Genomic DNA, 25,028 nt, shown 5'->3' with positions numbered 1-25,028 from the left:
TCTTCCTTCTCAATTCATAGAATTGGGAAGGAAGTTCTTATCATAAGGGGGTGTGCTGATGCACTTTAAAGGAAAAAAGATCGTTTTTTGTCTTTTTGTTTTTCTGTTCAGCTTTGTGATCATCAGTTGTTCGGCCAAGTCTGACTTTTCGCTGATTCAGGTAAATGGCGAGATCATTTCCCATGAGGAGATTCAAAATGTGTTACAGCGCTATGAAGATAAAGGGGAATTCATCAAGGTCTCCGAAGAAGACGTCGTGAATAGCGCAATTGAAGAGGTTCTTGTGCTCCAGGAAGCCGGTAAATTAGGAATTACGGTGGATGAAGCCGAGTTAGATCATAAAATGGATGCTTTAAAAAACATGAATCAGAACTTGTTCTACGATCTGGCCGTCAAGCAATACGGGGATATCGACAACTATAGAGAGGCATTAAAGCTACGAATGCTGTATCAAGGGACGAGGGACAAAATCATGTCTGATTATGTAAAAGACAATCCCATTGATGTCGAGCTTGTTAAAGCGGAAATGGTATCCGAAGGGGTAATTCAAGATAAAAGCGAGTATGATAAAGAAGAAAATCGCGCTTTAGTCAGTCAATTTACTCATAGCTATGTCCTGAAGAAAGGAAAAGAGCACTTTGATGAATGGGTTCATTCCTTAGTGGGAAATGCGAATATTGAATATGTATATCGATAATCCCCGTTTACTGCGGGGTATTTTTACGAGGACAGGGGGATATGAATGGGGAAATTATGGGGTGCTCTCATGACGGGCATCGTCATTCTCAACGGATGCTCCTATTCGCCATCGAATCATGATCTGCCAGGTCAGACGGGAACCGCTTCAAATCATGACGCCATTGGTGAGACAAAACAAGCGTCGAGCGAACCGGAAGCTCAAGATGATGAGATTTTCTGGAGCCATAAAGAAATTCGCAACCTGCAGCGGTTGGATAAGTTTATGGAGAACGTGAATCACAAAATAAAGGATGAAATCAAGGTTCTAGCGAGCACCAAAGAAGGCGGAGTCATCCGAACGAATCTCGCATTCGATGGCAATGCCATTCAAGTCACCGTGAACGGCACGCAAGAAACTTATGATCGGATATCGGTTGAGGAACGGTTCAGTGCACATTATAACGGGACTTTCATTGAATACTGGGTTAGCCGAAAAGATGATGAGAGCAACAAAAAGCTCATTCTCCAAATTCATCCCGATCTTCAGCGCAGCCAATAATTCCCTTTACATCGCTGACATTTTCCAACATACTGAGAATAGAAGGAAGCGGGATGTGCTTGCTTCTCATCTAGACAAGCTATTTAGGGGAGTGATCCGATGTTAAGCGACAAGCTGCTTGCGAAGTTGAACGATCAAATGAATTATGAATTTTATTCTTCCCAGGTGTACCTGGCGATGGCGGCTTATTGTTCGTCGGAGAGCTTTGACGGGTTCGCGAACTTTTTCATCGTGCAGTCGGAGGAAGAGAAATTCCACGGGATGAAAATTTACCACTTTATCAATGCATTGGGCAAACGGGCCATTGTCAGCGGCATGGACCATCCGCAGAATGAGTACGGCTCCTTGCTGGACGCCTTCGAGCATTCCTATGAGCATGAACAGACGGTGACCAAGCGAATCTATGAATTGTCGGATATCGCGTGGGATGAGCGGGAGCATGCGACAATCAATTTCCTCAAATGGTTCATTGACGAGCAGGTAGAGGAAGAAGCGACCTTCGACAGCATCATTCAGAAGCTGCGCCGCATTGATAATGATAGCAATGCCTTCTATATGCTCGATGCCGAGCTCGCGAAGCGCACCTTCACGCCGCCGGCCGGCGAAGCGTAAGCTGCATTCACAACAAGAAGCTGCTTTCCCTGAACAAGTTCATGGGAAAGCGGCTTTTTTGCTGTGCCCGGCCCCAACCTCTCATGGAACCCACTATCTTCTTGGCAGCGCAATTCGGAATATCGTGCCATGCCCGCCGGCTGTGCTCTCCAGTCCGCCATCCAACACATCCAAGCGAATCCTGCCCCGGTGCTTCTCGACAATATGCTTGGCAATCGTCAGACCGAGCCCACTTCCTCCATCGCTTCTCCGGGATTGATCGCCGCGGACGAAGGCATCGAATATTTTGTCCTGCAGCTCCGGCGCGATGCCGATGCCGTTATCGGCGATGTCCGACACCTCGGTCGTAAGCGGATAGTCCGGGAGCTCCAGCTTGGACAGCTCGAACACATCCTCGATCAAGGCCGCCACGAGCTGTGTTTTATCTTGAATTAGGTCCAACGTTTTTTGCTTCTTGTCTTCATCATGAATGAGCCCCAACTGCAATGCTTCCACGTAGCCATGGATCGTGGGAATCGGCGTTTTCAGATCATGGGAAATGACAAGCATCCGCTGCTTGTTGGCCTCCAGCCTTTTCTTCTCCTGCTCGGTCTTCTCCAGCCGCTCTGAGGTCACTTATAGCCACTGCATTTCGCGGGTAGTGTTGCAGCCTTTACGCTTATTGGGAAAATGGATTCGGGCGGGGAGGAAGATTACGTGTCGGAATGGCACATTGATTCTTGTGGAACCGGTGTGCAGTGACCATTAACCGACACGGGCCGAGGAAGGCTTTTCCTTTCCCCTACAAGCTATTCAACTCCACCACGTCCCCGTTAGCAGCCTTTACGCCATAGTGACAATCCAGCTTGCCGCACAGCAAATACTTGTTCCGCTGCGGATCATACACATAGACAGGCGTTAATTCGAGGCGGCCCTTGAGTTTGTCGAAAGCCTCCTCGTGGCTGACGGCAACCTTTTCTTCGAGCTGGAATTCATCGAACATGGAGAGCAGCGGCGCGTTATCCATATAATTGATGACCTTGTAGCGATGAGGATCGATGAACAGGAGCAGCTTCCGCTGAAAGATCCGATTGCTTGGCGTGCTCTGTCTCAATATGGCTTGGATGTATCCTCTTTCCCGCTGCAAGCTTTTGAGGATCCACTGCCCGGAATCCTGCGGATAGAGCTGGGGCAATGCAGCTTCGACAGCGTCAATGCACTTGGCTTGTTCCGCCTCCGTAATTGGCAAGGATTCGGGATGCGGCTCACGGGATTCCGCTTGTTCCAGCGTGACGGTCTCGTGCAGAACGATCTCGATTCTTTCCAAAGGCTCCGGTTCCGTCGTCGGCTGCTCCCAGGTCATAAGCTTCTCGATATTCACGCTCATTGCTGCACCTCTGTTGATCTCGAACGGGATGGCGGTTACGCCGTCATTGGCAATATAGATTTCCTCCAGACCGTACACCGGAATAATCCGCCGCTCCTCCAGCAAGGGAAGCTCCAGCAGCTTCAATTGCTTCCTCGCCAGCAGCTCCACCGCTTCCAGCGTAAGCGTATAGTCCGCTTCTTGCAGAAGGGAACGGTCCGGGAATGTTCCGTACACACTGTAAAAGGTGAGCTTGCCCTCCGTGTCGAACTGAAGCTCGGCCCGCCCGCCGGGAGAGAGGGGCACGCCGTCGATGCATTCGGTAAAGTGATATTCCCCTTCCTGTTCCTTATCCAGACAGAACTGCTTGCCATACGCGATCCCGGCTTCCGCTTCAATCCACCGGATGACCTCATTCAAGCCGGCCTGTTGGAATGGCCTCCCCGTTGCCAATGACTTCCCGCCCACAAAAATAACGCTTATATATTGGCGGGTATGCAAATTTACCGTAATGACGGCAGTTCCCTCCGGATTGCTATCTTCCTCCCATTCCGTGATGTGAGAAGGGAACCATTCCATGCTGAGAAAATAGTTGGTCTCGTTCAGCAGCGTGACTTTGCGGTACAATTGATGGGAATGCAGGTCATAGTTGTCCAATCCGAATTTGAGCTGCGCGGAATCAATCCATTCCTTGATTCGCTTATCCATTGCGGGGCCCTCCGATAATCTTTGTTGCTTTCATCATACCATTCCGAATCGGTGAACATGAAGCAGCGGCAGACGAGGGAGCCTGCTTGTTATGACAGGGTTCCTGTTTTCTGGGAAATGATGACTTCGTGTTAGACGGAATACAGGGCACGGTTTATACTAAATTCGAAAGCCAAGAACCTATTCGCGGAGGAGAAACGAGGCCGATATGGACAAGCCTAAAATATTGATCGTCGAAGACGAAGAGAAAATTGCCCGCGTGCTGGAGCTGGAGCTGACGTATGAAGGGTATGAGGTAGGCAAGGCACTGGACGGCCTGGAGGGGTTCCGGCTGTTCCAGGAGCAGTCCTGGGACCTGATATTGCTGGATGTGATGCTGCCCGGCATTAGCGGAATCGAGCTGCTGCGCCGTATCCGTTCCCATGATCCGCATACGATGGTCGTGATGCTGACCGCGAAGGACTCCGTGGAGGATAAAGTATCGGGCCTTGATCTCGGGGCCAATGACTATGTGACGAAGCCGTTTCAGATGGAGGAACTGCTGGCGCGCATTCGCGCCTCGCTGCGAATGAGACGGATGCCCCCGGCCGCCGAGATCCAGCCCGAGTGGATGACGGTCGCCGATCTAAGCTTGAGCGAGCTGACGCATGAAGTGAAGCGCGGGGAGGACCGCATTGAACTGACGCCCCGCGAGTTCGACCTGCTCGCGTATCTGATGAAGCATGCCCGGCAGGTCCTGAGCAGGGAGCAGCTCTTGGATGGAGTGTGGGGATACGACTATTACGGGGATACGAATATCGTGGATGTCTATATTCGCTACCTGCGTCATAAGGTCGATAAGCCCTATGATACGGCGCTGATTCATACCGTGCGCGGAGTAGGCTATGTGCTGAGGGATACGAGATGAAGCTTCGAAATAAAATCAATCTATACACATCAGTATTGTTCATCGCGCTTATCCTGATAGTCAACGCGGCCATTTATTATATTTTCAGCAGCATGATCCTGGACCGCGAAGCGAACAGAGTGGCCGCCGAAGCGCAGCAGGCGCTGGCGGGGATCAATCAGGCCGGCACGTCGATTCCGCCCGATGAGCTGCTGCGGGCCTATGTGCCGCTCCATGGCATTCTCCAGATCGTCAATGCGGACGGAAGCCGGGGCGCGGCGGTGGCGCCGCCGGAGCTGAAGGAGCTTCGCGATTTCCCCGTTGCTTATTATCGTCAGGAAGAGCGTAACATAGTTACCTACCAGGGCATCCCGCATGTCTTCGTGTCGATTCCGATTGTATGGCATGGCGGCGAGGTAGCCAACCTGCAAGTGACGGAAAGTCTGAAGCCTACCGCCGACATGCTCAGTATTTTGCGGGTGGTCCTGATTCTGGTGTCGGGGCTCGCTATCCTGCCCGTCCTGATCTCGGCCAAGCTGCTGAGCAACTTCATCACCCGCCCAATCTCATCGATGATTGCGACGATGCGCGATATCCAGCGAAGCGGGCAGTTCAAGCGGATTCCGCTGCCGAAGAAGTCCAAGGATGAGCTCTACCAGATGGGCGACACGTTCAATCATATGATGGATCTGCTCGAAGTCAACTACGAGAAGCAGGGCCAATTTATTTCCAATGCATCCCATGAGCTGAAGACACCGCTTACGATTATCGAATCCTATGCATCCCTGTTGAAAAGAAGGGGGAGGGAGCAGCCCGAGCTGTTCGACGAGTCGGTCGAGGCGATACATTCGGAAGCGATTCGGATGAAGGATCTGACCCAGCAGTTGCTGCTGCTGGCGAAGCATGATGAGATGTGGAAGGTCACGATGGAGCCTGTTGATCTGGGGCAAGTGGTTGAAGACTGGGTCCGCGCTTTTGAGAAGGCGTACCACCGTGACATTACGCTCCAGCAGGAAACAGACGTGATCATCGACACGGATGTTCAAAAATGCAAACAATTATTTTATATTGTGATGGATAATGCGCGCAAATATAGCGAGGAAGCAATCGGGGTCCGCATCAAAAAAGAAGGCCGAACGGCGGTGGTCGAGGTTAGCGACAGGGGCATCGGCATCCCGGCGGCTTCATTGGACAAGGTTTTTGACCGGTTCTACCGGGTCGATAAGGCCAGAACAAGAGCGAAGGGCGGCTTCGGCCTGGGCCTGGCACTTGCCAAGGAAATTGCCGAGGTGCTGGAAGCCGATATTCGCATCGAGAGCATTGAAGGCCATGGCACTATGGTTCGAATCACCTTTAAAAGGGCCGCAGAAAAGGGGCGGTTTTGATCGCGGAGTTATCCAATGTAGAGCACCGCAAGCTCATCGATTTCTCATGTTGCTCATGTATACTGAAGCAAAGCCGGTGAGGGAGTCTGGAAATAGGGAGGCGCAATCATGAAAAAAGCATGGCTAGGCGCAGCCGTAATCGCGTTCTTCGCCATTGTGGTCTGGCAGCTTGTTCGCCTGATCACCTTTGCCGAGCCTTTGTCCGCGGCCGAAGCTGCCAGCAAAGTGAAGGAAATGTACAAGGGCGAAGTCGTGGAAGTCAGCGAGCTTCCGCGGGCCTACCGGGTTACGATGGAATTGAGTACGGGAACGTATGAAGTCGATATTGACAAGGATAAAGGAAGCATCGGCGGGATGACCCGAACACAGGCCGCACCAGAGCTGGAAGCGAAGCCGCCTGCCGTACAGCCGGATAAGCAGAAGCCGCCCGCGGCATCGAAGCCGGAGTCCGAGCCCCAGCAACGGATTACGGAAGACGAAGCGGCCGCTATCGCGCTCAAGCACGTGAGCGGAGAAGTCGATGACATCGACCTGATTCAGTTGGACGGCGTCGCTTATTACCTGGTCGAAATCGATCGGGAAGATGGCGAGGATGGAACGGTTCAGATCAACGCGATAACCGGAGAAGTCAAGTCGGTAACCTGGGATGACTGAGGCCGCTCGGCAAGGTCGGCTGCTTCTCAGCAAATTCTCATTTTTCTATCCGCGTTTCCTCATTTTCGTTGTCTATAGTAAGGGTAACACCTTAAATGAAGGAGGCAGCAGGATATGAAGCGTACATTTATCGCCGGTATGGCAGGCTTATTATTGCTTGGAGGGGCCGTAGGGGCAGCCGCGGCCGCAGGCAAGGCGAACGGGGCCGTCAAGAGCTCATCGTACGGGAGCGAACAACTTATAACATCGAAGCAGGCAGAGGAGATAGCTCTTCGGGAAGTGAACGGCGACATCCGAAGCGTCGAGTTGAAAAAGGAGAACGGCCGCATGGTATTCGAGGTCGAAATCAGAACGGCAGACGGCCGTGATGACAATGAAGTGACATTGGATGCTGTGTCCGGCAAGGTGCTCCAGGTCGAATGGGATGATGACGATGATGCGGACGATCGTAAGCGTGAGCGCCGCCAGGGCCAAGCTCAGGATCGGACGGCAACCATTTCGAAGAAGCAAGCGATCGCCATCGCACTTCAGGATACGCCGGGCAAGGTGATTGAGGTTGATTCCGACAAAAACGTCTACGAAATCGAAATTCGAAACGGAAATCTCGAAGTTGAATACAAAATTGACAAGTTTACGGGCAAAATTGTGGAGAAAGATGTAGATGACGACGATGATGAGTGGGACTTTGATTAAGGCGGCATAAGGCGGCAGAGGGGACGGGCTCCCCTCTTTTTGCATGGCCGGACCTGCGTCAATCCAACTGCCGGGAAGTCCGGGTCATCGATATGCTGGACTCCCTCACGATAAGGCGCGGCTCGAATTGAACCCGCTCATACACGCCCTGCTTCTGCTCGATTATCCGGTTCAGCAGCAGCTCCGCGGCTACTCTAGCGACCTCGGCGCCCATAATCGAGACGGAGGTCAGCTTCGGCGTCGTGATCGTACCCCAGAAAATATTGTCGATTCCGACGATGGCGATATCTTCAGGCACACGGACGCCTAATTCCTTGAACCGGTTCAGCAGTCCGATCGCAATCATGTCGTTGCCCGCATACACGGCGTCCGGCATATGCGTCAGTCCGGCGAAGTAATCCGCGGCCTTCATTCCGGTCTGCAGCGAGAAATCGTCGCCGAAATAGACGAGCGAAATATCGACTTGATGCAAAGCGTCTTCATAAGCGAAGAAGCGCTCCTCGATAATATCCTTGGGCGCGCCCGCGTACGCAATTCGCGTGCGGCCGATGTTGAGGAGATGCTCCATCGCGAGCCGGCCCTCCTGGGCGGACATGCTCACGATATCGGCTTTGATATCGGCCTCCATTTTTCGCCATAGTTAATAATTGCAATCGGATTTGTTGATCCAGTCCTTCAACGTTTTCGGATAGGCGAGCGGCAGCAGAATCAGGCCATCGACATGAAGCTTTTTGGCTTCCTTCAATAGTTCCAGCTCCGCGCGCGCGTTGCCCAGCGTATTGATTTGAACGACGCGGTAATCGTAATGCTTGGCGGCCTGCTCGATCGCATAGGCGATTTCCGGAACGAACGCATTCCGAATATCCGGGACGGCGAGCGCCATTTGCTTCGTCTGGTGCACCTTCAAGCTTTGGGCAGAAGTGTTGGGAATGAATCCAGCTCCTCGACGGCGGCCATCACCTTCGCCTTTGTCTTCGCGCTAATGCCTTCCGCATCGTTAATCCCTCGCGAGACGGTCGCGATCCCGACCCCCGCCTTGGCGGCTACGTCCTCTATCGTTACTTTGTTGCGGCCCATTCCTCTGTCCTCCTGCCTTCTCTGGAATTGCTTCCATCTGCATCATGTGAACAAATCAAGAACATGATACCATAGAATCGTCTTTCTTCATTATCATTTCACAAAAACAAGGAATAGAATTGACATTAACGTGCATTGTGACATATTTAATATCGGAAACGTTTGCGAAGTGATCATTTATTTTCCATACATTCAATCTATCGAACCACTCATTATCTACACGTCCAGGGAGATGATCGCAGTGAAAGCTTTGAGATGGCATGGCGTGAAGGATTTGCGCCTGGAGAACATCGAGGAACCGAAGGCTCTCAAAGGCAAGTGAAAATAAAAGTCGAATGGTGCGGAATCTGCGGCAGGTCAAAATTTTGGTTAAAGCGGATTAATAAATATAGACGGATACAGACCGGATATACGCCGGATCTCTGCGTGAGCGGGGCTCCGGTTTTTTCTTTTTCTGTCGCTTAGCTTGCCCTAATACATCCGGCAGCCGGCAAAGCGGTGGAACATGGAGCTGGAGCGAAATCCTGCGATAATGCAGGAATTTACGCCATTATAGCGGGTATTTGATGAAATTGCTGCAAAAACGCACCATTTTATCCGATTTTTGCTTTTATTCTATAGGTATGGCTGAAATTGATGCAGTTTTGCAGGAATTCATGTCACGGAGTAAACGTCATATAGAAAAGCTGCATTTTAGCAGTTTTTTGGCAAGTCGAGCATGGAGAAGAAGGGAGCTGTCTACCTGCAGCAGGCTAAAAAACTGCTTATGAGACAGCCCCTTCATATGGATGGATATCACAGGCAAAAAATAGGACCGAAGGGCGAAAATGCCCCTCTTTTTCATAGGAATGGCCGGAGGCCTTACTGCGGATTCGTCGTCCAGATGCCAGCTGTCTTGACGAAGACGCGCTGCGGCAGCTTCAAGGCGGCGAGAGCGAGCTCGGCGACATCCTCCGACTGCATCATCCGGTCTTCATCGCCAATTTTGAGCCCGGCGTTGACGGCCAGTTCGGTATTGACGGTGCTTGGCGTGAGCGCTGTCACGCGAATGTTGTGCTTGCGCACCTCCTGCATCAGCGCCTCGGTCAAGCCCATGACCGCGAACTTGGATGCGTTGTAGGCGGAGCCGGTCGCGAAGCCGCGTTCGCCCGCCGTCGAAGAAATATTGATAATGCTGCCTTCGTTCTGGGCGATGAGGCCCGGCAGCACGGCGCGCGTAACATAATAAGTGCCCATCAGGTTCACCTGAATGATGCGCTCCCATTCCTGCACCGGCATGTCGGCGAGCGTGCCGAACGAGGCGATGCCGGCGTTGTTGATGACGATATGAATCGGGCCGAGCTGCTCTTGAATAGAAGCGACTGCATGGTCCACTTCGGCTTGCAAGCCGACATCGGCTGTGGCGATCGCAACCTTGACATCGTATTGCCCGGCCAGCTCGGCCTTCAATGCCTCCAGATCAGACTGCGTGCGGGCAATGAGCCCGAGGTGCGTGCCTTCCTTGGCAAGTGCGACAGCTAATGCTTTGCCGATTCCTTTTCCGGCGCCGGTAATGAGGGCTGTCTTGTTCGCGAGATTGTTCAGTTCCATAGGTACGTCTCTCCTTTTTGGGTTCATTATTTGCGCCGATAGCGCATGGTACATGCCAACTCACTCCGATCCTGCAGATCCCGCGTTAGCGCTGCCCATGTAGGGTCCGCTGTCTTCGGATGATGTAGGTTCACAAGGGGCGTGCTCTCTTTATTATAGGTGAACCAGCGGACAAGATCATATCCATTGTTCATCTTATTACATCTTATTGGTAATACGGCATCATATGGGGCGGCATCATGCGGCGCGGCAGGGTACAAGAGCCGATCCCCGCCCCTACGGTTTAGGGTTCGTTTCAATGATTGAATTTGTATGGTAGTATAGTGCTAACTGCACTGCACTATCGTTTATTTTTGCAGGCAAGAAGCCAGAGTGAAGACCATAATTCTACAGAAGCGGGTTGTCATAATGGATCAGGATAAACGGCGGCTAAGTATCGAAGCTGCAAGAATGTACTACATGTCGGATTATAGTCAAATCGAGATCGCATCCATGCTCGGCGTCTCCCGCCCGACGGTATCGAGACTGCTTCAGTATGCCAAAGATCAGGGGTACGTTCGCATCAATATCGTCGATCCGCTCGAGGATCTGGATGAATTGGGAGAGCGCGTCAGGCAGAAGTACGAACTGGATACCGCGCTCGTATGCTTCTCCCCCTTGAATGAGTACCACGAAATTCAGAAAAATATTAGCCAAAAAGCGGCCGACTATTTGGTGGAGACGGTTCAGGACACGGACATCATCGGCGTAACCTGGGGGAGAACGATGCACGCTGTGGCGGTGCGGCTGCAGGAGAAGCTGGTGCGGGGCGTCGAGGTTGTTCAATTAAAAGGCGGCATCAGCTACTCCCACGTCAATACGTATGCGGCGGAGACGGTCAATTTATTCGCGGCGGCGTTCCAGACGATTGCCAGATATTTGCCGCTTCCCGTTATATTCGACAGCGTTGCCCTGAAGCAGATGGTGGAGGAAGATCGGCATATCCACCGGATTATTCAATTGGGGAAGCAAGCCAATATCGCGGTCTTTACCGTAGGCACCGTGAATGATGATGCGCTGCTGTTCCAGTTGGGGTATTTGAGCAAGGAAGAGAAGAAGCTGCTGCAGCGCACCGGTGTCGGGGACATCTGTTCACGCTTTTTCGACAAGGATGGAAACATATGCAGCGAAGATATTAACAACCGGACCGTCGGAATCGATTTGCCGGATCTGCGGAAGAAGGAGAAATCGATTCTCATTGCCGGCGGCCAGCATAAGGTCGAAGCGATACGGGCCGCGCTCATTGGCAAATACGCCAATATTATCGTAACGGATCAATTCACGGCTCAAGCGTTGCTGCAAGCATAGCGTGCCACCATCAATCGGCATGACCAAAATTACGACTTTCATTCCGGAGTGTCGGAGGAGAGTCGTATTTTTTTGTGTACCGATTCATAGGAAGCAATGGCCTTTTTTTTACTGATTTAATTTTTTCTTAATATGGAAATCTGAGTGTTATTCTTGACTATTCTCTTTCTTTGCAATATATTGGGATAATCAGGAATAAACTACTACTCCAATAGCGTAGTCACCAGAAGAAGCACGAACTCCTCAGCTAACAACATCGTAAGAAAATATCACTGCATGTCATCTCATGATTAAACAGCAATGGACAGAGAGCGCGAAATTAAAGTACGAGTAGGGGCTGGCTATCCAGCCCCCTTGGGCATGGCCGGAAACGGCCGCCGCTTGAACCGGCATCGATATGTGCAGCTAGCGTCTCCATCACAACATAGAAAAGAGGCCTAGTTTTAACATATTAAATTATTTATAGTAGATTTCTAAAATATCAGGCAAAAGGTTGTGATTTCTTGCTATGTTAAAGGCGCGGGAAGGCAGGATCAAACAGATGGAAGCATTGGCTTCTTGTCTTGAATCCCATCGGACAGAGGTGCGGACGATGTTAACCCGAATCTCTACATATCGCAGCGCAGAGGCAGAGATTGACTCCAGTATTGCCGTATTAAGGGGGGCGGCGGAGGAAATTGCCTCCTATAATCCCTCTTTTATCGACAAAATGGCCGTTTTCCATTCGTCCAACAACATCTTGTACTCATACATCCTTTACGGAGTGGTTCCAAGCGCTTACTGCAGCCGGATTTGCATCCGGCCCTCTTCCCAAGTGAGCCTGCCGACCCTGGATGTCCATCGCTGGATCGGGGAGCGGGTTTCCTTGCCGATCGAGATGCATCCTGTAGGGCAGGTTGAGTTCCGGAGGAGCATGAAGGACGCGGATGTCGTTGTCTTTACGGGAGATTATTACAACAGTCTGGAGGTTCAAGCCGAGTTTCCGTCTTCCTTGTTTCTCTTTTTCGGATCGGGGATCAACCCGTTCATTGTCGGCGCCCAAGCGGATCTCGGGCCGGCCGTCCAAGCGACGGTTCAATCCCGCCTGTACAATTCGGGACAAGATTGCATGTGCCCAAATGTCTTTTTTGTTCACCGGGAGGTGAGGAGTGACTTCGTCGCCGGACTGCTTGACCAGGTTCGTCAGGTGAAGACGGGCGTATCCGTGGATCAGGACACGGTGGTTAATCCGCTCATTTATGATGAGATTCCGCTGCTGGCGTCGCTGTTCTTGGATAAATACCGGGACCGGATCATCCATGGAGGTCAGGTGGATATCAGCCGCAAGCTGGTCGAGCCGACGATTCTCCTGTCTGCGATAGATCGGATGCCCGAGGTGGAGGAGCACTACTGTCCCATCTTTAACGTGGTTGAGTACGGCTGCGCGCAGGAAGTCGCGGAGTGGATTTTCTCGGAAGAGCGGGCGGAGTCCTCCTTCGGCGCCTGTTTGTTCGGGGAACCGGAGTTGATCGAAAAGCTGAAGCCTAGTCATATGCTTGCGCTCAATGCGACCTTGTTCGATATCGAGAACGGCAATCGGCCATTTGGCGGCTACGGCATGAAAGCGAGCTATGTCCGTTATAAGGATCGGACGGTCAGCGAGCCGCTGCTTATTTCGGAACAAGTGGCGCGTTTTTTCCACAACTCCCGCAGTATAACGACAGCAGGGTACAGCAGCATCTAATCTATTGCCATTTTTCAGGATAAGGGGTCGAACGATGTCTATGGATGGGGAAATTTGGGGCTTATATGCGAAAATTCTAGAAGAGTCAGGAATATCTTATGTGTTTGGCATGGTAGGCGAAGGAGAAGGGCTGCTGGAAGCCGCCTCCCAATGCAGCGGGCTGACCGCTTGCACGGCAAGAGATCAGCGCATCGCGGTCGGCATGGCCATGGGATATGCCCAGATAAGCCGGCGGCCGGCCGTGTATACCGCCAGTCCGGGGCCGGGTCTGGTCAATGGACTGCTGGGTGTGTTGGAAGCGCATTCAGGCAGCGTTCCTCTGATTATCATCTCCAGCGGCACCTCGCGGAAAGCCAAGGGGACGGGCGCATTCCAGGAGTTCGATAGTCTTCCGATGATGCAGGCCGTGACGAAGTGGTCCTACCGCGTCGAGCATGAGAGCAAAGCGCTCTGGGCGCTTCAGCGGGCCTTTCATATGGCCGTGAACGGAAGGCCGGGCCCTGTCTATCTCGAAATCCCCCATGATCTTGTGAAGGGGCCTTACTCCTTAGATCTGGAGACTGGCCCATTGCCGCTTGCGCCCGCTCGCATCCGACCGGCCGCCGACTTGATCGAGCGGATGTCCGGGCTCTTGCATGAAGCGGAGAAGCCCGTCTTTATCGCGGGGGGCGGATGCAATGACAATTCCGTGGGGGCTTTGTTCACCGGTCTTGCCGAGCATTATGGAGCGGCCATGTTCACGACGGCTTCCGGCCGGGGAGTCGTAGACGAGCGGCATCGCCAGGCGTTCGGGAATGTCGGCTTGTATACGCTGCCGGAGGCCAGGGCTCTGCTGGAAGAGGCCGATCTGTTCCTCGTGATCGGCTCGCAGCTGGAGGAGACGGCGCTCTTGGGCTGGGAGGAGACAGCGGCTGGCCGCTTACTGATTCATGTGGATTGCGATTATAGCAGCCTCATGCGCTCGTTGACCGGAGAGCTTCCGGTGCTCGGAGACGCTTCCTTGACGCTGCAGGCTCTGCTTGACGCCGTCCCGGCGGATCGCGGTCAGAAGTCAAGGGACAACTGGCTTGAGCGGCAGCAGCAGGCCAAAGCAGCGTTAATCCGGCTATGGGGGCAGGCCGACTATGAGCGTTCGCCGGTCCGCAGCGCCTTTCTTGCCTTGACGGAGTTCGATGCCGACGGGGTCATCCTGGTGCAGGATAACGGCCTGCACGATATGTGGGGCTACTCTTACCCGATCTTCACCTCGGCTGCCGGGAGAACGCTGGTACCGGGAGAGCAGACCGCCTTGGGCTTGCCGATGGGAGCGGCGCTCGGAGCCAAGCTGGCCTCCGCCGAGTCCAGCGTCGTAACGATAATCGGCGACGGATCGTTCGCGATGGGCCAAGGGGCGCTGATTACGGCGGCGGAACGCCGGTTGGGAATCACATTCGTCATCATTAACAACCAAGGGTATTCATGGCCCCGGTTCCAGCAAGCTAAGGCGGGGTATGACATCGGGTGCGAGTTCGTGCTGGGCTCCGAATTAGAGCCACAGGTCCGCACCCTGGGAGGATACTTCGCCAAGCCGCGCAACCATGAGGAGTTGGCGGCGGCCTTCAAGGAGGCCAAGCGGAGGAATGAGAACGGTAACTTCGCGCTCATTGAAATCGAAACGGGATGGGATCAGGATCTTCCTGTGACGGTCCTGGAGCAGTATGGTGACTTCCAATGAAAAATGAATCCTTGCAAATTTACATTGGAACCCGTCATTACTCAGATCAATTTCAACGACTTTTGGAATCATTTATCGAATCGTTGCATCGGGAACAAGTGTCCGCACGCGCTCTGGTCGGTTTATCGGTTCAAGATCCGCTGCTGTTTCTCGCCGCTTATCTCGGATGCCGGCGCATCGGCGCGGTTCCGGTTCTTATCGGCATTCATCCCGATGCGCAAGCGCGGCTGCGGGAGCTGCAGCTCGCCTATTACTGCCATGAACAAGAAGGCGCATTGCACTTGGAGCGGCTCGGCTTCGATGCCGGCGCCAGCTTGCCCGATGACGTCGCGGTCATTATCCGGACGACCGGCTCGGTCTCCGGCATCCCCAAGTTCGTCATGTGGACCGAGCAGGGGCTTCAGTACCAGCATAGGGAAACGGTCAAGCGCCTGACCTATACCATTCATGACCGGCTCTGTGTATGCGTGCCGCTGTGGGGGGCTTACGGCGCTTCGGTCGTGAACATACTGGAACATCACGCCTTGACGCTTATCCTGCCGGAGAGCATCCGGCCCGCTTCGCTTATCCGGCTGTTCAAGGAAATGGAGGTCACCTTGATGGAGGGCGCTTCTTCGCTCTACAGCATGCTGGCGGAGTACTTCTCCAAGCATCCGGAGGCCGCCCGCGAAGTAGAGCGGGTTCGGAGCTGGGGATGCGGCGGAGACATCCTTCCGGTATCCCTGAACCGGAAATGGATCGCAGCCGTAGGACTGCCGCTGCTGGACGGATACGGGCTGTCGGAAGCGGGCCCGAATGTGGCGCTAAGCGCGGTGAACGATTACAAGCTGGGCTCGGTCGGCCGGCCTTTGGACGGAACGGAGATACGGATAGACGGGAAGGGAGAGCTGCTGCTCCGCGGCCCTGGCATCATGAAGGGCTATTACCCTCTGGACTATGACGGGGAGCAGCCTTTCACCGAGGACGGCTGGCTTCGCACCGGAGATTTGGCCGCGGTGGACGAAGACGGATATCTGACCATTCAGGGCCGGATCAAGAACATTATTGTCGTCAAGGAAATGAACGTCAGCCCGGAGCATGTCGAGCAGACCCTCCGCCAATGCGGCGGAATCCGGGATGCCGCCGTGGTCGGCATTCCCCACACAAAAGGCGGAAGCCGCCTGGTCGCCCTGCTTCTGGCAGAGGAGAACGGCTACAGCCTTGATCGGGTGAAGCGGCATGCCCGAGAACATCTGGAGCTGGCCAGCCGCCCTTCCCAATATAGAGTCATTGAACAATTTCCGATGCTTCCTAACGGGAAAATCAACCGTCCGGCTCTGAGAGAGCTGGCCGCCAAGCTTTTTGGTGAAGAAGTAATGACTGCCCCGATGTCATGATGGAGGGAAAGAATATGGACCAATCACCGGCAATCTCGGTCGTGATGGGTATAGAAATGACCATTGTGAATGACGTTCCGGTCTGCCGCTGGCATACCGGCGCGTCATTTTCCGGCATGAGACCGTCCAGGTTCTCGATGCCGAAGAGCAAGTATGCCGATGCCGTTGCCAAGCATTTATGCCAAGGGCTGCACGCGATCATGGAGGAACTGGATCTCCAAGGGATCCTTCCTCCGCCTGCCGAACGGGGGCTGCTGCTCAATATTTCCAATTCGACCTGGATCGATATTGCGCGCTATGCCCAGGCGTTGGACAGAGGGAAGCGGGCCGTCCGCCCGCATATGACGATTTCCTTCGAGAGCAGCTTGCCGACGGCGCAGGCGAACATACTGATGCGGATTCAAGGCCCATCCGCCACGCTGGCGGATCGTTACGGTCACAGCGGCAATAAGGTATGGGCGCATAATATGCTGATCGATCGAATGGCCTCCCTCATCTTCGCGGCCGATGTGGAACGAGACTATGGGCAGGAGGACAGCGGCGAACGATTTTCCGGCAGACTCAGCATCTCCGCTTTGATGAGAACAGCCGATCTGGGCTCCTGCGTGCCAATGGCAAGCTATGAACCGCAGGCCGGAACGGCGCGGACGATGAAAGAGGAAGCGGAGCCGGTGGCTGCCCTGCCAGCACACTATCCGGAGCGGAGAGGGAGCGAGAGATGAAGAATAGAGTAGCCATCAGCGGCATGGAAGTGATTTCTCCTTTTGGTTACGGACGACCGGTCTTCGAGAACGGATTATACTCGGGCACGTCCGCCATTGGCGACATTACGCGTTTTGATACGGCTATATTCCGCAGCCGCCGGGGCGGGCAGGTGCCGGAGCATGGCCCGTCTACAGAGAAGCCGTCCCGGCGCTTCTTATCCTATGTTATGAGCCAAGCCTTCCATGCCTCGGGACTTACCGAGGCAACCGGCAGCCGAGAGCTGGCGGCCGGTTTGATCCTCCCCGTGGTAACGGGCCAGACGGAGCATTCCTTGAGCGAAGCGGCGGACGATTGGCTGGAGGAACCGCTGGAAGCGATCGCCGATCCGGAGGCGTTCCTTCCCTTCGGGAGGGTTCACCGGATAACTTCAGCCTGCGCTTCCATCAGTTCGGCCCTTGCGATGGGGTGGAGCATGATACGGCACGGGCAATTGGACATCGTTGTCATCGCGCGGGCGGAGATTTTGAATGTGTATGATTTTGCCTCGATGGATATTGTAAGGGCGATTTCACTCACGGACGCGAGACCGTTTGACGCGGAGCGGAACGGAATCATGATCGGAGAGGGCGCGGGGACGGTGATTCTGGAATCGGAGAGAAGCCTGGCGGCAAGGCGTGGCCAAGCTCTCGCCTGGCTCGACGGGGCTGCCAGCTACGTCGGCGGCGCGGACTTGAACATGATTGACCTGGACAAGCCGTGCGTCGTCGAGTGCATGAAGATGTCTCTGGCCATAGCGGGGGCGGACAGAGCCGACTATATCCATGCGCATGCCACGGGGACGCCGCAGGGCGACGCTTACGAAGCCGAGGCGCTGTTCAAGGCGATGGACGATGCCGGGAACATCCCGGTCAGTTCGCACAAAGGCGCCACGGGACATTTACTGCGATGCTCCGGATTTCTGGGCATAGCCGCCGGCATCGCGAGCCTGCGCACCCAGTGCCTGCCGCCGACGGCGGGGCTGGAGATTCAGGACCCGCATATTCGGGCCCGGCTGCTCACCGAGCGTCTCCCGCAGAAGACGTCAAGCGTTCTGGTGAACAATTTTGGCTTTTGCGGCAATTATGCCTCCGTGTTTTTGCGCCACAGCGAAGCCGAATCCCCGGGGAGGGTAACCTGATGCATTTTTCTGCAATAGAGAGCTTGATTCCGCATCGGGTCCCTTTTCTGTTTGTGGATCGTCTGGTTCATTTGGAAAAAGGAAAAAAGGCGGTCGGAATCAAGCATATTTCGTTAAGCGATCCGTATTTGATGGAGGCCGGGGGAAGGAAAGTGTTTCCCGGCGCGCTTGTCTTGGAAGCGTTGGCTCAGGTGAGCGCCATCGCCGAAGGGAAGGAAAGCGCGGACGGGCCTTTACCGCTCTTGGCGGGCTTGAACGGCTTCGAGTTCACCCGTCCGGTCTATGCAGGCGATACGCTTCGGCTGGAAGCGGAAATTATCCGCAAACGTAGGGGCTTTGCCATTTCCAAGGGAACTATCTGGATCGGTGAGATCATGGCTGCCCACGGGGAAATCTTGTCAAAAGACTAAGTTGGAAGGTGACTTCATTGCAAACCGCGGGAAATCTGGTCATCAATTTGGAGCAGGCTGCTTTGGGGCTATTGCTCGTGCTAGGAATATTTGTCATCGCCATGCTCGTTGTACTGGGCAAAACATGGAAGCAGATCGCCCGCAAGGAGCGCAGGTTCGCCTTCGGGCCCACAGCGGCCATCAAAATCGTGCTGGGACTCATCCTCTATGGATTGTTTCTCGTCGTCTGGGATCGTGCGCCTGCCATGCTCAGCAGCAGCTATACGTGGGCGCGGCTGGAGGAGTGGGCTCCGGCCCGCATGGTCTATGTCTATTGGCTCGCGCACGCCTTTGCCGGCTTGCTCCTGTTGTATTACGCGATCACGTCATGTTTTCGGGCCGCCGACGGCAGAAACTTGGTCCCGGTCATTCTTGGCAGCATAATCAGCGGCTTAACGAACACATTTGTCATCTATATCATTAATCAGACCTTCAATTACGAGAACAATTTCGCTAACGGCCTGTTCTACTATTTTATTTTCGGCTTGCTGGTTCACGTCATTGCCGAACGCTTTATTCGCACCCGAATTGCCGTCATCACGAATAAGCTGGTCTATGAGAAAAGGGTGCAGTTGATCGATAAGACGCTTCGCATTCCTTTCGAGAGACTGGAGCATTTCGATAGAGGGAAGATCAATGCGTGTCTGAATAACGATACCGAGAAAATCAGCGAAGGCATGCATATCGCCGTTACCGGCGTGACCAGCATGGTGACGATTTTTTTCTGTCTCATCTATTTGGGCATGATGAGCGTCTGGGGGCTGCTGCTCTCGCTTGGAATCATCGTCGTCACGGTCATCATCAATCTGGTCATCGGCGGCCAGGCACACAAATTGTACGAGCAAACCCGCGATATTCAAAACGTGTTTTTCAACTACATCCACGATCTGCTGCACGGATTTAAAGAACTGGCGATGAACAAAAAGAGAAAGAAGGATTTTCAGCGCGGAATGGAGGGCGCCTGCGACGATTACCGGAATAAAGGAATGAAGGCCGATCTGAAATTCGCCAACGCCTTCATCGTGGAAGATTTAATCTTCCTGTCGGTCGTCGGCTTAGTAGCCTTCGTATTCCCGCTGCTTTTTGCGGAAATCCGCGGCGAGGTGCTCTATAACTACATTTTTATTTTTCTGTATATGACAGGTCCCGTAACGTATTTGCTTTATTCCTTTCCGCAAATTTTGCAAATCCAGGTGAGCTGGAAGCGGATCCAGGACTTATTGAAGGAAGTGACAGAGCTGGAGGAACAGGGCTACGAAGAGGCCGATCCGTCTGCGCCTGCTTCCGCCCCGTCCCTTAAGCTGGAGCTGGATGGGGTCGTGTATGCCTATAAGCATGCCGAGGGTGACCAATTCTCCATCGGGCCGATCGATTACGAATTCCGTTCGGGAGAAGTAACGTTCATTACGGGCGGGAACGGAAGCGGGAAATCGACCCTGGCCAAAATTGTGACGGGGCTGTACCGGCCGGATGAAGGAACGGTCAAGATCAACGGCGTGCCCCAGGATCCGGGCAGCATCCGGGAGCATATTTCGGCGATTTTTAGCGATTTTTATCTATTCGACCGGTTATACGGCATCGATATCCAGGGACGGGAAGAAGAAATTCAGCGGCTGCTGGAAATTCTCCAAATCAATGACAAGGTCCGGATTACGAATGGAGAATTCAGCACGACGAAGCTATCGACAGGACAAAAAAAGCGGCTGGCTCTCCTGGTCACTTATTTGGAGGACCGTCCGATCTGCTTATTCGACGAGTGGGCGGCCGATCAAGACCCGGAATACCGGAAATACTTCTATCTTCACCTGCTGCCGGAATTGAAGAAACGGGGGAAATGTGTCATCGCCATCACGCATGATGACGGATATTTCCATACGGCCGATCATGTCACCAGGATGGAGCTGGGCAAGCTGGACAGCCTAGAGGTGCGGCACGCCTAAATACAGTGCGGAGGTATGCGCGGATGGAGAACAATTTTCCATTATCCCATGGACAAAAGGGCATCTGGTATGTAGAGCAGCTATATCCTCATACCAGCATTTCTAATAATGGAGCGGTAATTAAGCTAAATTCCGGGGAGGGCATTGACTTCCCCGGCCTGAATCAAGCCATTCAATCTTACATTGCGGCCAATGACAACCTGCGGCTGCGATTAAGCGGACGGCCTACGGGCGAACTGATGCAATATGTAGCCGCGTACACGCCGGCGGAAGTGCCTTTGTTGGATTACAGCGGGGCAGAGGCGCGGGAGGCGGAGGTGCAGGAGCGGATTTACGCTCAACTGAATGCGCCGTTTCCACTGTTCGACGCGGATTTGTTTTATTTCGCCATCTTCAAGTTGAGTGACCATGACGCTTGGATTTATCTCAATATCCATCATGTCATCTCGGATGCGGTATCGATCATGCATGCCATTACGAGCATTGTTGATATTTACCTGGACATCCGGCGCGGAGCGGAAGGACAGCCGGAGCCCTATGCCTCCTTTCTGGACTATATGGAGCGTGAAAAGCAATATGAACGCAGTGAGCGGTTCAGAAAGGACCGCGACTATTGGGAGGAGATGTTCGCCACGTCGCCGGAGGTAACCTCTCTCAAGCCAAGCGACATTTATCGCACGAATCCGGCATCGAGGCGAAAAACGGTAGTCGTTCCGGAAGACCGCCGGCGGCTGCTGGATGCTTACGCGCAAGAACATCAGGTCTCGATCTTGAATCTTTTTCTTTCCGCCATATTCATCTACCTGCATAAGATGACGTCCAAAACGGATATTGCCATCGGGACGATGTACGCGAACCGAACCCGGCCGAAGGAAAAAGACTTGTTCGGCATGATCGTCAGCACGATCCCGCTGCGCTCCGACGTGAACCCGAATATGGCATATCAAGATTATTTGAAGACGTTGTCCGTTCAGCAATTGGGCATGATGCGGCACCAAAAGTATCCGTATCCTTTGATTTTGGAGTCATGGAGAGAGCGGCATCAGGAAACGGGATATTTGTATTCCATTTCCTTTCAGCATATCGAGTTGAACTTGCCGCCGAAGGACGGCATTCATTATGAAGTCGACTTTCTGTATAACCAGGCCGAGATCAATGACCTGGCCTTCCATTTAATCCGGCACGGGAAAAAGGAGAACACGCTCAGCTTCGACATCGATTATCGCATTGAGCTGTTCACCGATTCCGAGATCGATCAGATGATGTCCCGTATTATGACCCTGCTTCACAATGCGGTGTCCTCTCCCGGACGGAAAATCGCCGATCTTGACATGCTGACCGAGCAGGAACGGCAGGCATGCCTGGCTTCCTCGCATTCGAAACGGCGGAGCTATGACCTCTCCCGCCCTTTTCACTGCCTGTTCGAGCGGCAGGCGGCACAATCCCCCGACAGCGTGGCGGTCGTAAGCGGGAAGCGGACATTGACCTATGAGCAGCTAAATTCCAGGGCGAATCAACTGGCGTGGGATTTGCGCAGAAGAGGAGTCGTTCCGGAGAGCCGGGTCGGGATTTTGGCCGGGCGCTCCTTCGCCATGGTCATCGGCGCGCTGGCGGTCATGAAGGCGGGCGGGGCTTACGTGCCGATCGATCCCGAATATCCGCTGGAGCGCATTCAAGCCATCCTGCGGGACAGCGAGGCGGGGATTCTGCTGTGCGAGCAGGGGCTGATCGATCCGGCCGAGGTTCCTGCGGAAGCCGTCTTTTTCGACCGGCCGGAGATTGAGGCGGAGCGCCGGGACAATCCGGAGAACCGGAATTCGCCGGACGACCTATGCTATGTCATATACACTTCGGGAACGACAGGCACTCCCAAAGGGGTGATGATCGAGCATCGCAATTATGTCAATTTATCTTATGCATATAAGGATACATATGGTCTGTCGGAATCGATCCGGCTGCTGCAGATCGCGAGCTTTGCCTTCGACGTGTGTGCCGGAGACATGGCCCGGGCGTTACTGAACGGAGGGCAACTGGTGCTGTGCCCTTCGGAAGTCAAGACGGACCCTGCGGTGCTGTACCGGATGCTGGAAGAGCACCGAATTACGATGGTGGAATCGACGCCGGCCTTGATTGTTCCGTTTTTGGATTACATATACGAGAACCGGATGGAACTTTCTTCTCTCCGGCTGATCGTGATGGGAGCGGACAGTTGTCCGGCGGAAGATTATAAGCGGTTGATCGGGCGCTTCGGAAGCCGCATCACAATCTTGAACACATACGGCGTGACCGAAGCGACGGTGGAAACGAGCGTGTACGACGTGAAGCCGGAATACATTGCCGACTCGGGCATTACCCCGATCGGGAAGCCGCTTCCGAACATGTCCATGTATATCATGAACGAGTATGGCAACCTCCTCCCTCCGGGTGTCATCGGTGAACTGTACATCGGCGGGCTCGGAGTCGGACGCGGTTACTTGAACAAGCCGAAGCTGACGGCGGACAAATTCATTCCGCACCCTTATTCGCCTTCCGAGAGGCTGTATAAGACCGGAGATATGGCGAAATGGCTGCCGGACGGCAACATTCACTTTGTGGGCCGCAATGATGACCAGGTCAAAATCCGGGGGTACCGGATCGAATTGGGCGAGGTCGAGTCCAAGCTGCTGCAGTGTGACCCTGTGAGAAGAGCGGTTGTCACCGCGGCGGACAGCAAAACCGGGCAAAAATATTTGGCCGCTTACTATGAGGCGGAAGCGGAGCTTCCTGCGGAGCGGTTGAAGGAGCATCTGCTTACTGAGCTGCCTTCGTATATGGTGCCTTCCATCTTTATTTGGATGGAGCGTCTTCCTCTCACGATGAACCAAAAAATCGATCGGAGGGCGCTGCCCGCACCTGACGAGTGGATGGGCGCCCATGCGGATGCATCCCCGATGACCGACGCGTTCGAGCTGGGCCTGGCGCAGTTGTGGAAGGACATACTCGGCCTGGATGAGGTAAGCAGGTTCGACGACTTCCTCGATCTGGGCGGTCATTCCTTGAAAGCGGCGCTGCTGATGACCCGGATCCAGAAGCGGTTCGGCATTCACATGGCCTTGCGGGATCTATTCCTGAACACGCGGTTCCAGGATATGGCCGCCTTCATCCGTACCGCGGCGCCCGCAGCTTATGCGCCGATCGGCAAGGCGGAAGCGAGGGACGCGTATCCGGTGACCGCGGCTCAGCAGAAGCTGTATCTTCTGTCAGCGCTGGCGGACGATTCCATCGTGAACAATATGCCCTTCGTCATGAAGATAGAGGGCAAGCTTGATCGCCAGCGCATGGAGCTGGCGCTGCAGCAGCTGATCCGCCGCCATGAAGCGCTTCGCACTTCGTTCGACATGACCGGCGGCGAGCCTGTCCAGCGCATTCACGAGGAAGTCGAGTTCAGCCTTTCGTGCCAGACATGTAAGCCAGAGCAGGCGGAGCAGATCATCCGCGAATGGATCCGTCCGTTTTCGCTGCACGAGGCCCCGCTATGGAGAGCGCAGCTTCTCCGGCTGGAGGAGCAGACGCATTTGTTCATGCTGGACCTGCACCATATCATTTTCGACGGATTTTCGCTGCAATTATTTATGCAGGAGCTGCTGCATTTCTACCGGCATCAGGCCGGCGCCGGCGAGGAGCTCCCCGCGCCCCGCATTCAATATAAGGATTATGCCGTCTGGGAACAACAGCGGCTGCGGTCGGGGGAGCTTCAGCCATTGGAGCAATACTGGCTAGACGCCTTATCCGGGGAGCTTCCTGTCCTGCAATTGCCGACGGATTATGCGAGACCGCCGTTTCAGGCTTATGAAGGGGCTTTGTTCGAGTTCGATTTGAGCGCAGGGACAGTGCGGGCGCTGCGGCAAGCATCCGCCGAGCAGGGGATGAGCGTCTATACGATCCTGCTCGCCGCCTACTTCATTCTTCTTCATAAATATACCGGACAGGAAGACGTTGTCGTGGGGGCGCCCTCGGCCGGGCGGACTCATGCTGATGTGCAGGACGTGTTGGGAATGTTCGTCCGCATGCTGGCGCTTCGGAGCCAGCCGCAGCCCGGGCGCTCTGTCCAAGCGTTCCTGGAAGAAGTGAACGACATCGTCATCGGGGCGCATGACCGCCAGGACTATCCGCTGGAGCTGCTGCAGGACCGGCTTTCTCTGCGGCGGGACCCGAGCCGCCATCCTGTCTATGAGACCGTCTTTGCGTGGCAGACGGTGGAAGCGCTCTATCCCCGCACGGAGGAGCTGGCGTTCTCTCCGTATGAGTTCAGCTATAACGTGTCCAAGGTGGATTTGACCCTGGAGGGAGCGGAGCTGAACGATACGATCGGCTTCCGGTTCGAGTACAGCACGAGCCTGTTCGCGCGGGAGACGATCGAGCGGATGGCCG

The 25,028-nt window shown here is 54.2% G+C and carries 18 protein-coding genes and 3 pseudogenes; 17 read left to right on the top strand and 4 right to left on the bottom strand.

Going from position 1 to position 25,028, the window contains the following annotated elements:
* Window positions 1-58: 58 nt before the first annotated feature.
* The 3 genes from DQX05_RS20175 (at window position 59) to DQX05_RS20165 (ending at window position 1,849) form a co-directional block, all read left to right on the top strand.
* A complete protein-coding gene (locus DQX05_RS20175) occupies window positions 59-697 on the top strand; it encodes a SurA N-terminal domain-containing protein (protein ID WP_119795293.1) in 639 nt (212 codons plus the stop codon).
* Window positions 698-742: 45 nt separating this feature from the next.
* Window positions 743-1,237: a DUF4362 domain-containing protein gene (locus tag DQX05_RS20170; RefSeq protein ID WP_119795292.1), complete on the top strand. Its 495-nt coding sequence runs from the start codon at window positions 743-745 to the stop codon at window positions 1,235-1,237.
* A 99-nt stretch (window positions 1,238-1,336) separates the two neighbouring features.
* Entirely contained in the window at window positions 1,337-1,849 is a 513-nt protein-coding gene (locus DQX05_RS20165) for a ferritin (RefSeq protein ID WP_087443112.1), read from the top strand.
* Window positions 1,850-1,942: 93 nt separating this feature from the next.
* On the opposite strand, the pseudogene DQX05_RS20160 reads toward DQX05_RS20165, so the two are convergent.
* Window positions 1,943-2,458, bottom strand: a pseudogene (locus DQX05_RS20160) (sensor histidine kinase); the annotation flags it as partial.
* Window positions 2,459-2,630: 172 nt separating this feature from the next.
* The gene (locus DQX05_RS20155; protein ID WP_119795291.1) at window positions 2,631-3,902 is read right to left on the bottom strand and encodes a hypothetical protein; all 1,272 of its coding nucleotides are present in this window, start codon (window positions 3,900-3,902) and stop codon (window positions 2,631-2,633) included.
* A gap of 208 nt (window positions 3,903-4,110) precedes the next feature.
* Between DQX05_RS20155 and DQX05_RS20150 the strand changes: the two genes are divergently transcribed.
* The 4 genes from DQX05_RS20150 to DQX05_RS20135 all read left to right on the top strand — a co-directional run bounded on the left by DQX05_RS20150 (window position 4,111) and on the right by DQX05_RS20135 (window position 7,520).
* Entirely contained in the window at window positions 4,111-4,809 is a 699-nt protein-coding gene (locus DQX05_RS20150) for a response regulator transcription factor (protein ID WP_119795290.1), read from the top strand.
* Window positions 4,806-6,173: a sensor histidine kinase gene (locus DQX05_RS20145; RefSeq protein WP_119795289.1), complete on the top strand. Its 1,368-nt coding sequence runs from the start codon at window positions 4,806-4,808 to the stop codon at window positions 6,171-6,173. The genes DQX05_RS20150 and DQX05_RS20145 overlap by 4 nt, the downstream gene beginning before the upstream one ends.
* A 108-nt stretch (window positions 6,174-6,281) precedes the next feature.
* Window positions 6,282-6,827, top strand: a complete 546-nt coding sequence (locus tag DQX05_RS20140) for a PepSY domain-containing protein (RefSeq protein ID WP_119795288.1) — start codon at window positions 6,282-6,284, stop codon at window positions 6,825-6,827.
* Window positions 6,828-6,941: 114 nt separating this feature from the next.
* Window positions 6,942-7,520: a PepSY domain-containing protein gene (locus tag DQX05_RS20135; protein ID WP_119795287.1), complete on the top strand. Its 579-nt coding sequence runs from the start codon at window positions 6,942-6,944 to the stop codon at window positions 7,518-7,520.
* A gap of 58 nt (window positions 7,521-7,578) precedes the next feature.
* On the opposite strand, the pseudogene DQX05_RS20130 reads toward DQX05_RS20135, so the two are convergent.
* Window positions 7,579-8,597, bottom strand: a pseudogene (locus DQX05_RS20130) (LacI family DNA-binding transcriptional regulator).
* 241 nt (window positions 8,598-8,838) lie between these two features.
* Between DQX05_RS20130 and DQX05_RS20125 the strand changes: the two are divergent.
* Window positions 8,839-8,951, top strand: a pseudogene (locus tag DQX05_RS20125) (butanediol dehydrogenase); the annotation flags it as partial.
* 507 nt (window positions 8,952-9,458) lie between these two features.
* On the opposite strand, the gene DQX05_RS20120 reads toward DQX05_RS20125, so the two are convergent.
* Window positions 9,459-10,187 (bottom strand): 3-ketoacyl-ACP reductase, encoded by a 729-nt coding sequence (locus DQX05_RS20120; RefSeq protein ID WP_119795286.1) that lies wholly within the window; start codon window positions 10,185-10,187, stop codon window positions 9,459-9,461.
* A 408-nt stretch (window positions 10,188-10,595) separates the two neighbouring features.
* Here DQX05_RS20120 and DQX05_RS20115 point away from each other — a divergent pair, with 408 nt between their 5' ends.
* From DQX05_RS20115 to DQX05_RS20075, 9 genes are all read left to right on the top strand, one after another.
* Window positions 10,596-11,534: a sugar-binding transcriptional regulator gene (locus DQX05_RS20115; protein WP_119795285.1), complete on the top strand. Its 939-nt coding sequence runs from the start codon at window positions 10,596-10,598 to the stop codon at window positions 11,532-11,534.
* Between the two features lie 541 nt (window positions 11,535-12,075).
* Window positions 12,076-13,257, top strand: a complete 1,182-nt coding sequence (locus DQX05_RS20110) for an aldehyde dehydrogenase family protein (RefSeq protein ID WP_259392134.1) — start codon at window positions 12,076-12,078, stop codon at window positions 13,255-13,257.
* A 34-nt stretch (window positions 13,258-13,291) separates the two neighbouring features.
* Window positions 13,292-14,971, top strand: a complete 1,680-nt coding sequence (locus DQX05_RS20105; RefSeq protein ID WP_310735686.1) for a thiamine pyrophosphate-binding protein — start codon at window positions 13,292-13,294, stop codon at window positions 14,969-14,971.
* The gene (locus tag DQX05_RS20100) at window positions 14,968-16,347 is read left to right on the top strand and encodes a class I adenylate-forming enzyme family protein (RefSeq protein ID WP_119795283.1); all 1,380 of its coding nucleotides are present in this window, start codon (window positions 14,968-14,970) and stop codon (window positions 16,345-16,347) included. Before DQX05_RS20105 ends, DQX05_RS20100 begins: the two co-directional genes overlap by 4 nt.
* Before the next feature lie 14 nt (window positions 16,348-16,361).
* A complete protein-coding gene (locus tag DQX05_RS20095) occupies window positions 16,362-17,069 on the top strand; it encodes a hypothetical protein (RefSeq protein WP_119795282.1) in 708 nt (235 codons plus the stop codon).
* The gene (locus DQX05_RS20090) at window positions 17,066-18,229 is read left to right on the top strand and encodes a beta-ketoacyl-[acyl-carrier-protein] synthase family protein (RefSeq protein WP_119795281.1); all 1,164 of its coding nucleotides are present in this window, start codon (window positions 17,066-17,068) and stop codon (window positions 18,227-18,229) included. The genes DQX05_RS20095 and DQX05_RS20090 overlap by 4 nt, the downstream gene beginning before the upstream one ends.
* Entirely contained in the window at window positions 18,229-18,639 is a 411-nt protein-coding gene (locus DQX05_RS20085; RefSeq protein WP_119795280.1) for an ApeP family dehydratase, read from the top strand. Before DQX05_RS20090 ends, DQX05_RS20085 begins: the two co-directional genes overlap by 1 nt.
* A gap of 17 nt (window positions 18,640-18,656) precedes the next feature.
* Window positions 18,657-20,618: a cyclic peptide export ABC transporter gene (locus DQX05_RS20080; protein ID WP_119795279.1), complete on the top strand. Its 1,962-nt coding sequence runs from the start codon at window positions 18,657-18,659 to the stop codon at window positions 20,616-20,618.
* A gap of 23 nt (window positions 20,619-20,641) precedes the next feature.
* The coding region (locus DQX05_RS20075; RefSeq protein ID WP_119795278.1) for a non-ribosomal peptide synthetase at window positions 20,642-25,028 on the top strand (4,387 nt) is incomplete at its 3' end.

The organism is Paenibacillus thiaminolyticus, from assembly GCF_003591545.1.
GTDB lineage: Bacteria > Bacillota > Bacilli > Paenibacillales > Paenibacillaceae > Paenibacillus_B > Paenibacillus_B thiaminolyticus_A.
Note: the sequence above shows the minus strand (reverse complement) of the source record. Positions and strands in the feature narration are given on the sequence as shown.